The following is a 766-nucleotide window of genomic DNA, read 5'->3' on the forward strand; positions in this document are numbered from 1 at the left end:
CCTGAAGTTCGTTACCGCAAGGAGCGACCTAGGGTAAAACTGGTAACTAGGGCTAAGTCGTAACAAGGYAGCCGCACCTTCCGGTACGGCTACCTTGYCTCCTTTCTAGAGAAAGATGGTGAGTTACAAAAGGGAAGTTTTACTCTTTGCTNGGTGCCTGAAGTTCGTTACCGCAAGGAGCGACCTAGGGTAAAACTGGTAACTAGGGCTAAGTCGTAACAAGGTAGCCGTACCGGAAGGTGCGGCTGGAACACCTCCTTTCTAGAGAAAGATGGTGAGTTACAAAAGGGAAGTTTTACTCTTTGCTGTTAATTTTAAAAAACACTAATAACAAGCTATTATAGTCTCATAGCTCAGCTGGTTAGAGCGCTACACTGATAATGTAGAGGTCGGCAGTTCGAGTCTGCCTGAGACTACAAAGAGTAAGTTATTAGAAAGGAAATTCTAGAAACTAGAGGATTCGACATTCAAATTCTGAATAGTATTCTAGGATTTATAATGGGGGGATTAGCTCAGTTGGCTAGAGCGCTTGCCTTGCACGCAAGAGGTCATCAGTTCGACTCTGATATTCTCCACCAGGCAATGCCTGGAGATAAGTAATTATTTCCAAGAGTATTGTAGGCAGATTGTTCACAAAAAGTTTAAGTACTTGTCAGTGGCGACTCGCCACAAGTTCATTGACATATTGGTAAAATGATATCGTAAAGAAATCAAGATAGAGAAGTTAATCTTCGGATTAACAACAATATTTTTATAAAAATAAATA

2 tRNA genes and 1 rRNA gene are annotated in these 766 nt (G+C 41.3%); all 3 read left to right on the forward strand.

The features are described from left to right. Window positions 1-261 (forward strand): 16S ribosomal RNA (locus tag L0U77_RS11970); the annotation flags it as partial. An 81-nt stretch (window positions 262-342) separates the two neighbouring features. Beyond that, window positions 343-416 (forward strand) — tRNA-Ile (locus tag L0U77_RS11830). A gap of 85 nt (window positions 417-501) precedes the next feature. After that, window positions 502-578 (forward strand) — tRNA-Ala (locus L0U77_RS11835). Window positions 579-766: the final 188 nt, after the last annotated feature.

This window comes from Tenacibaculum piscium (assembly GCF_021390715.1).
Classification (GTDB): domain Bacteria; phylum Bacteroidota; class Bacteroidia; order Flavobacteriales; family Flavobacteriaceae; genus Polaribacter; species Polaribacter piscius.